This is a genomic window from Actinomadura geliboluensis (assembly GCF_005889745.1).
GTDB classification, from domain to species: Bacteria; Actinomycetota; Actinomycetes; order Streptosporangiales; family Streptosporangiaceae; genus Spirillospora; species Spirillospora geliboluensis.
Genome location: NZ_VCKZ01000045.1, coordinates 24,528 through 31,704 on the forward strand (window position 1 = coordinate 24,528; position 7,177 = coordinate 31,704).

General features: G+C 71.0%; 7 protein-coding genes. All 7 read left to right on the forward strand.

What is annotated here, in order from left to right:
- Positions 1-13 precede the first annotated feature (13 nt).
- The 7 genes from ETD96_RS09380 (at position 14) to ETD96_RS09410 (ending at position 7,142) form a co-directional block, all read left to right on the forward strand.
- Entirely contained in the window at positions 14-976 is a 963-nt protein-coding gene (locus ETD96_RS09380; RefSeq protein WP_138635916.1) for a LacI family DNA-binding transcriptional regulator, read from the forward strand.
- On the forward strand, positions 973-1,959 hold the full coding sequence (locus ETD96_RS09385) for an aldose epimerase family protein (protein ID WP_138635917.1): 987 nt from the start codon (positions 973-975) through the stop codon (positions 1,957-1,959). The genes ETD96_RS09380 and ETD96_RS09385 overlap by 4 nt, the downstream gene beginning before the upstream one ends.
- Before the next feature lie 204 nt (positions 1,960-2,163).
- On the forward strand, positions 2,164-3,162 hold the full coding sequence (locus ETD96_RS09390; protein ID WP_138635918.1) for a carbohydrate ABC transporter permease: 999 nt from the start codon (positions 2,164-2,166) through the stop codon (positions 3,160-3,162).
- The gene (locus ETD96_RS09395) at positions 3,146-4,021 is read left to right on the forward strand and encodes a carbohydrate ABC transporter permease (protein ID WP_138635919.1); all 876 of its coding nucleotides are present in this window, start codon (positions 3,146-3,148) and stop codon (positions 4,019-4,021) included. The genes ETD96_RS09390 and ETD96_RS09395 overlap by 17 nt, the downstream gene beginning before the upstream one ends.
- A 38-nt stretch (positions 4,022-4,059) precedes the next feature.
- Positions 4,060-5,319, forward strand: coding sequence for an ABC transporter substrate-binding protein (locus tag ETD96_RS09400; RefSeq protein ID WP_138635920.1), 1,260 nt, complete (start codon positions 4,060-4,062; stop codon positions 5,317-5,319).
- Between the two features lie 123 nt (positions 5,320-5,442).
- Positions 5,443-6,726: a Gfo/Idh/MocA family protein gene (locus ETD96_RS09405; RefSeq protein ID WP_138635921.1), complete on the forward strand. Its 1,284-nt coding sequence runs from the start codon at positions 5,443-5,445 to the stop codon at positions 6,724-6,726.
- Positions 6,726-7,142, forward strand: a complete 417-nt coding sequence (locus tag ETD96_RS09410) for a hypothetical protein (RefSeq protein WP_138635922.1) — start codon at positions 6,726-6,728, stop codon at positions 7,140-7,142. Before ETD96_RS09405 ends, ETD96_RS09410 begins: the two co-directional genes overlap by 1 nt.
- Positions 7,143-7,177: the final 35 nt, after the last annotated feature.

Consider the following 7,177-nt stretch of genomic DNA (forward strand, 5'->3'; position numbering starts at 1 on the left):
TAGAGTGGGCGCCATGGCAGTGACTATCCGGGACGTCGCCCGCGCATGCGGCGTACACGTGTCGACGGTGTCGCGGACCTTCTCCGCGCCGCACATGGTGAACGCCGAGACGCGGACGCGCGTCCTCTCAGCGGCGGAGGAGCTGGGCTACCGGCCGAACCGGGCGGCGCGGTCGCTCACCACGGGGCGGACCGGCAACCTCGGGCTGATCGTGGCCGACCTGGCGAACCCGTTCTTCCCCCCGCTCATCAAGGCCGCGCAGGCCGCCGCCCGCGCCCGGGACTACCACCTGTTCGTCGCCGACACCGACGAGGACCCCGCCAAGGAGGAGGAGCTCGTCCTGGCCTTCTCCAAGCAGGTCGACGGCGTCGTGCTGTGCAGCCCCCGCGCGTCGAACAAGGCCCTGGAGAAGCTGGTCGGGACGATCCCGTCCGTGCTGGTCAACCGGAGGCTGCGCGGCGTGACGACCGTCCTCATGGACGTCGCCCGCGGCGCCCGCACCGCCATGGAGCACCTCGCGGGGCTCGGCCACCGGCGCGTCGCCCTGGTCGCGGGGCCGGCCGGCTCGTGGACCAGCGGCGAGATCCGCAAGGCGGTCGCGGACGTGCCCGGCCTCGACACCGTCGTCATCGGCCCCAACGCCCCCACCGAGGAGGGCGGCACCGCCGTCGCCGCCCAGGTCGCGGCGGCGGGGGTGACGGGCGTGCTCGCCTACAACGACCTCGTCGCGATCGGCCTCATCGAGGGGCTCGACGAGCTGGGCGTGAGCGTGCCCGGCGACGTCAGCGTGATCGGCATCGACGACAGCATCACCGGCCGCCTGTACCGGCCCAAGCTCACCACGGTCGCCATGCCCACGGCCGACGCCGGGCGCATGGCCGTCGACCTGCTCATCACCTCGATGAGCGCCGCGACCCTCCTGGAGACCCATCTCGTGGTCCGCGAGACCACCGCTCCCCCGAAAGGCATCCCATGAGATCCAACGACGCCGCCGGCGCCCCCGCCGCCGCCGAGAGCTTCGGCACGACCCCGGACGGCGAGCGGGTCGACCGGTACGTGCTGGACAACGGGCGGCTGCGCGTCGCGGTCCTCACCTACGGCGCGATCGTGCAGCGGCTCCAGGTGGCGGACGGCACCGACGTCGTGCTCGGCCTCGGCACGCTGGAGGACTACCTCCACCGCAGCCGCTACTTCGGCGCGGTCGTCGGCCGGTACGGCAACCGCATCGCCCGCGCCCGGTTCACCCTCGACGGCAGGGAGTACCGGCTCGCGGCCAACAACGGCGCGCACAGCCTGCACGGCGGCGTCCGCGGCTTCGACAAGCGGGTGTGGCGGGCCGAGTCGGCGGGGCCCGCGGACCTGGTGCTCTCCCTGGTGAGCCCCGACGGCGAGGAGGGGTACCCCGGCGAGCTCACGGCCCGCGTCCGGTACGTCCTGGACGGCGACGCGCTGCGCCTGGAGTACCGGGCCACGACCGACGCCCCCACGGTGGTGAACCTGACCAACCACTCCTACTTCAACCTGGCGGGGGCGGGCGACGTGCGGGGGCACGTCGTGGCGATGGAGGCCGACCGGTACCTGCCGGTGGACGAGGGCAAGATCCCGACCGGCGAGCAGGCCCCGGTGGCCGGGACGCCGTTCGACTTCACCGCGCCCACCCGGGTGGACGCGCGGCGCGGCGGCCGCTACGACCACTGCTACGTCCTCCAGGGCCGGATCGCGGTCACCGACCCGGTGAGCGGCCGGTCGATGGAGGTCACCACGACCGAGCCGGGCGTCCAGTTCTACACCGGCCACATGCTGGACGGCGACGCCACCCCGTACGGCCCGTTCGCGGGCCTGTGCCTGGAGACCCAGCGCTTCCCGGACGCGCCGAACCGGCCGGCGTTCCCCTCCGCCGTGCTGCGGCCCGGCGAGGAGCGCACGTCGGCCACGACCTACCGGTTCCACGCGCCGTAAGACTGCAAACGGTTGTAGTAACGAGTGCAGGACTTCTAGCAGACACGCATGTGGCGCGACAGTGGATATGCCTCTGACCTGGGCTTATCTGGAACTGGTCACAATCACGCGTGAGGAAGGTCACTGCAAAGGGTTGACGTCATCTCCGGCCACGCGCTAAGAAAGCGCTATCTCAACCACTTCCGACTCACCGAAGGGCCAGTGATGACGCTGAGGCCCGCTGCGGCCGCCAAGGCGCCGGGGACGGCCGAGCCCGCGGTCGCGCCCGCCGCGCCGGCGGGCCCGCGCCGACCCCGGACCCGCCGCCGCAAGAGCTCCCGCGCCCGCTCGCAGGCATGGGCCGCCTACCTGTTCCTGGCGCCCTGGTTCCTCGGGCTGTTCGCGATCACGCTCGGCCCGATGATCGCCTCGCTGTACCTGTCGTTCACCGACTACAGCCTGCTGAGCCAGGCCCACTGGGTCGGCCTGGACAACTACGACACGATGTTCACGGCCGACGACCGCTACATCAACTCCCTCAAGGTCACGACCACCTACGTCGTCGTGTCCGTCCCGCTCCAGCTCGCCTTCGCCCTCGGGCTGGCGATGGCGCTGGACAAGGGGCTGCGCGGGCTGTCGTTCTACCGGTCGGTCTTCTACCTGCCGTCGCTGCTCGGCGGGAGCGTGGCGATCTCGATCCTGTGGCGGAAGATCTTCGGCACGGACGGGATCGTCAACACCTTCCTCGGCTGGTTCGGCTACCACGGCCAGGGCTGGGTCACGAGCCCGGACACCGCGCTCTGGACGCTGATCATCCTGCACGTCTGGACGTTCGGCGCCCCGATGGTCATCTTCCTCGCCGGGCTGCGGCAGATCCCGCACAACCTCTACGAGGCCGCCCGCGTCGACGGCGCCGGCCGGGTCCGGCAGTTCCGCTCGATCACGCTGCCGCTGCTCACGCCGATCATCTTCTTCAACGCCGTGCTCGAAGTGATCAAGTCGTTCCAGTCGTTCACGCAGTCGTTCGTCGTCAGCGGCGGCAACGGCGGGCCGGTCGACTCGACCCTCTTCTACACGCTCTACCTCTACATCAAGGGCTTCAAGAACTACGAGATGGGCTACGCGGCGGCCATGGCCTGGGTGCTGCTGCTCATCATCGGGGCCCTGACCGCCGTCAACTTCCTCATGTCTCGATTCTGGGTCTTCTATGGCGACGACAAGTAAGCGCGCGCCGGGCGACCGCACGCCGGTGCTGTTCCGGCCCGCCTCGCGGCTGACCAAGCACCTGCTGCTGATCGTGTTCGGGCTGTTCATGCTCTACCCGCTGCTCTGGATGATCTCCAGCTCGGTCAAGCCCGAGGAGCTGATCTTCCGGGAGCCCGGACTGGTCCCCACCGAGGTCACCGGCGACAACTACGCCGGCGGCTGGGACGCGCTGAAGCACTCCTTCGGCTACTACCTGTGGAACTCGGCGGTCATCACCGGCCTCGCGGTGGTCGGCAACCTGCTCGCCTGCTCGCTGGCGGCCTACGCGTTCGCCCGGCTGGAGTTCCCGCTCAAGAGGCTGTGGTTCGCGATCATGCTGGTCTCGATCATGCTGCCGCACCACGTCACGGTCGTGCCGCAGTACATCGTGTTCAGCAAGATCGACTGGATCAACACGATCTGGCCGATCGTGGTGCCCAAGTTCCTCGCCACCGACGCGTTCTTCATCTTCCTGATGGTGCAGTTCATCCGCACCCTCCCCCGGGAGCTGGACGAGGCGGCGGCGATCGACGGCGCCGGGCACTTCCGCACGTTCCTGCAGGTGGTGATGCCGCTGTGCGTGCCCGCGCTGGCCACCACGGCGATCTTCACCTTCATCTGGACGTGGAACGACTTCTTCACCCAGAACCTCTACCTGACCAACTCCGACAACCTCACGGCCCCGGTGGCGCTGCGCCAGTTCCTGGACTCCAGCGGCGACTCCTCGTGGGGGCCGATGTTCGCGATGTCGATCGTCTCGCTCGGGCCGATCTTCGGCTTCTTCCTGGCCGGCCAGAAGTACCTCGTCCGAGGCATGGCCACCACCGGGCTCAAGTAGCCCTCCCTCCCTTCCGTCCCCCCGGAGGTACACGAGAAATGAAACGCATCCTGGCGGCCGCCGCCGTCGCCGCCGTCGCGATATCGGCCACCGCCTGCGGCGGCGGCGATGACGGGTCGAGCGGCAGGACGAAGGTCGTCTTCTCCTACTGGGGAAGCGACTCCCGGCAGAAGCTGACCGAGGCGGCCATCGCCGAGTTCGAGAAGAAGAACCCGGCGATCGACGTCGAGGGCGACTTCTCCGACTGGGACAGCTACTACGAGAAGCTGGCCACCAAGACCGCGGCCGGCGACGCCCCCGATGTGATGTCGATCGAGATCCGCGGCCTGGCGGAGTACGCGGGCCGCGGCATCCTCGCCGACGTGTCCGGGAAGGTCGACACCGCCGGCCTCGACCAGGGCGTCCTCAAGGCCGGGCAGGTCGAGGGCAAGCAGTACGCGATCCCGACGGGCGTCAACGCGTTCCCGATGGTCGTCAACAAGGCGACGCTGAAGAAGTACGGCCAGCAGGCCCCCGACGACAAGACCTGGACCTGGGACGACTACATCTCGCTCTCCCAGCGGGTGACCGAGAAGAGCGGCGGCAAGGTCTGGGGCACCGAGTACAACGAGAACCCGGCGTTCCTGCAGATCTTCGCCGCGCAGCGCGGCGAGCAGTTCTACGCCGGCGGCAAGGTCGCCCTGTCCGAGCAGACCATCAAGGACTGGTGGGCGCTGCTGCAGAAGATCATCGACGCGAAGGCGGGGCCGGGCGCCGCCGAGATGCTGGAGACCGGCACCAAGGTCGACCAGGCGCTGCTCGCCACCAACGAAAGCGCTTTCGGAAGCTGGTGGAGCAACCAGCTCGACGCGCTGACCAAGGGCTCCGGCCAGGAGCTGGACCTGATGCGCATGCCGAAGTCGCCGGGCGCCACCGCCTCGGGCATGTTCCTGCAGCCGGCGATGTACTACACGATCTCGGCCCGGTCCGAGGAGGCCGCCGCCGCGCAGAAGTTCGTGGACTTCCTCGTCAACGACCCGGCTGCCGGGGCGATCCTGCTCAGCGACCGCGGCCTGCCCACCAATGCCGAGGTCATCGAGGCGATCAAGACCAAGCTGTCGCCGGCCGACCAGAAGGTGCTGGCCTTCATGGACTCGATCAAGAACGACCTCAGCCCGATCGTCGTCCCGCCCAAGGGCGCGATGGAGATGGAGGACATCCTCAAGCGCGCCACCGACTCGGTGCTGTTCGGCAAGGCCGAGCCGGACGCGGCCGCCAAGACCTTCCTCACCGAGGCCAACACCGCCCTGTCCCAGTAGCGGGCGGGAGTCCGGGAACACCCATGACGCGCCGTGCGGCCCGTGCGAACGGGCCGGGCCGCACGGCGCCGCCCCGCCGCTCGGCGCCCCGGCGGCGCCACCTGATCCGGGAGTCTCCGCACCATGCGATACGCCTTCGTCGGGCTCGGCCACCGCGCGCAGATGTACGTGGACGCGCTGCTCGGCGCGTGGAGCGACACCGGCGAGATCGCCGCGCTCTGCGACCCCAACCGCACCCGCCTGCGCTACCACCTCGACCGCATCGGCCGCGACGTGCCGTGCTTCGCGCCCGAGGAGTTCGGCGCGATGCTCGGGCTCGCCGACGCCGTGGTGGTCGCCACGGTCGACGCCGCCCACGCCCGCTACGTGGTCGCCGCCCTCGACGCCGGCAAGGACGTCGTCGTGGAGAAGCCGCTGTGCACCACCGCCGAGGACTGCGCGGCCATCGCCGACGCGGCCGAGCGGAGCACCGGCCGGCTCATCGTGACCTTCAACTACCGCTACTCGCCGCGCAACAGCGCCGTCCGCCGGCTGATCGCCGACGGCGCGATCGGCGACGTCACCTCCGTCCACTTCGACTGGTCGCTCGACACCATCCACGGCGCCGACTACTTCCGCCGCTGGCACCGGGACAAGGCGAACTCGGGCGGCCTGCTGGTGCACAAGTCCACCCACCACTTCGACCTCGTGAACTGGTGGATCGCCGACGCCCCGGCGTCGGTCTACGCGCAGACCTCGCTGCGCTTCTACGGCGCCGCCAACGCCCGCGCGCGCGGCCTCGCCGACCGTCCCGCGCGGGCGCGCAACGCGCCGCGCCTCGGCACCGACCCCTTCCTGCTCGACCTGTCCGCCGACCCCCGGCTGACGCGCCTGTACCTGGACGCCGAGCACGAGGACGGCTACATCCGCGACCAGGACGTGTTCGGCGAGGGCGTGACGATCGACGACAACATGGCCGTCCTCGTCCGCTACGAGGGCGGGGCGCTGCTCACCTACTCCCTCAACGCGCACGCGCCGGCGGAGGGCTACCGCGCCGTTGTCAACGGCACCGCCGGGCGGCTGGAACTGGACGTCGTCGAGCGGGCGTGGACGCCGCCGCACGCCGCGATCGACCCGACCGCGTCCGGGAAGGAGCACGCCGCCGGGGCGTCCGAGCGGCTCGTCCTGCACCGGCACTGGCGGGAGCCGGAGGAGATCGCGATCGGGGGCGGCGCGGGCGCGCACGGCGGCGGCGACGCCCTGCTCCTCGACGACGTGTTCCGCGGCGCGTCGGACGATCCGCTCGCCCGGCAGGCCGGGTACCGCGCGGGCGTCGCGAGCGTGCTGATCGGGGTGTCCGCCGACCGGTCCGCGGCGACCGGCACGCCCGTCGCCCTCACCGCTGGCGGCACCCGGGTGGCGGACTGATGGCCGGCGGCTTCGCGGGCCTGGCCGGCATCGCCGCCCGCCAGCGCGGCCTGTTCCCCACGCCCGGCCCCGACCTGCCCGAGCGCCTCCGCGACGCCCTCGGGGTGCTGGCGCTGAGCGCCGCGGACGTCCGCGTCGAGCGCCGCTGGACCGACGGCGACCTGGCGGGCGAGGAGCTGTCGTGGACGGTCGGGTTCGGCCCGCGCACCCGCGCCCCGACCCGCTCCTTCCCCGCCGAGGGCGTGCGGCGCGCGCACCGCCAGATCACCGGCGCCTACCGGGACGCGCCCGGCCGCTACACCGGCGCGTTCTTCGACGCCGGCCACGAGTTCGACCGGACCATGCAGGACGCGGCCTTCGACTGGCTCGCGGGCACGGCCGGCGGCATCGAGAAAGCGCTTTCAGGCTCCCGCTGAGAGAGGCCGGCCCATGCGACCACCCCCCGCTCCCC

Excerpts from the sequence above, each read along its gene's own strand:
- ETD96_RS09380 (WP_138635916.1), top strand. The coding sequence starts at position 14 with ATGGCAGTGACTATCCGGGACGTCGCCCGCGCATGCGGCGTACACGTG.
- ETD96_RS09385 (WP_138635917.1), top strand. The coding sequence starts at position 973 with ATGAGATCCAACGACGCCGCCGGCGCCCCCGCCGCCGCCGAGAGCTTC.
- ETD96_RS09390 (WP_138635918.1), top strand. The coding sequence starts at position 2,164 with ATGACGCTGAGGCCCGCTGCGGCCGCCAAGGCGCCGGGGACGGCCGAG.
- ETD96_RS09395 (WP_138635919.1), top strand. The coding sequence starts at position 3,146 with ATGGCGACGACAAGTAAGCGCGCGCCGGGCGACCGCACGCCGGTGCTG.
- ETD96_RS09400 (WP_138635920.1), top strand. The coding sequence starts at position 4,060 with ATGAAACGCATCCTGGCGGCCGCCGCCGTCGCCGCCGTCGCGATATCG.
- ETD96_RS09405 (WP_138635921.1), top strand. The coding sequence starts at position 5,443 with ATGCGATACGCCTTCGTCGGGCTCGGCCACCGCGCGCAGATGTACGTG.
- ETD96_RS09410 (WP_138635922.1), top strand. The coding sequence starts at position 6,726 with ATGGCCGGCGGCTTCGCGGGCCTGGCCGGCATCGCCGCCCGCCAGCGC.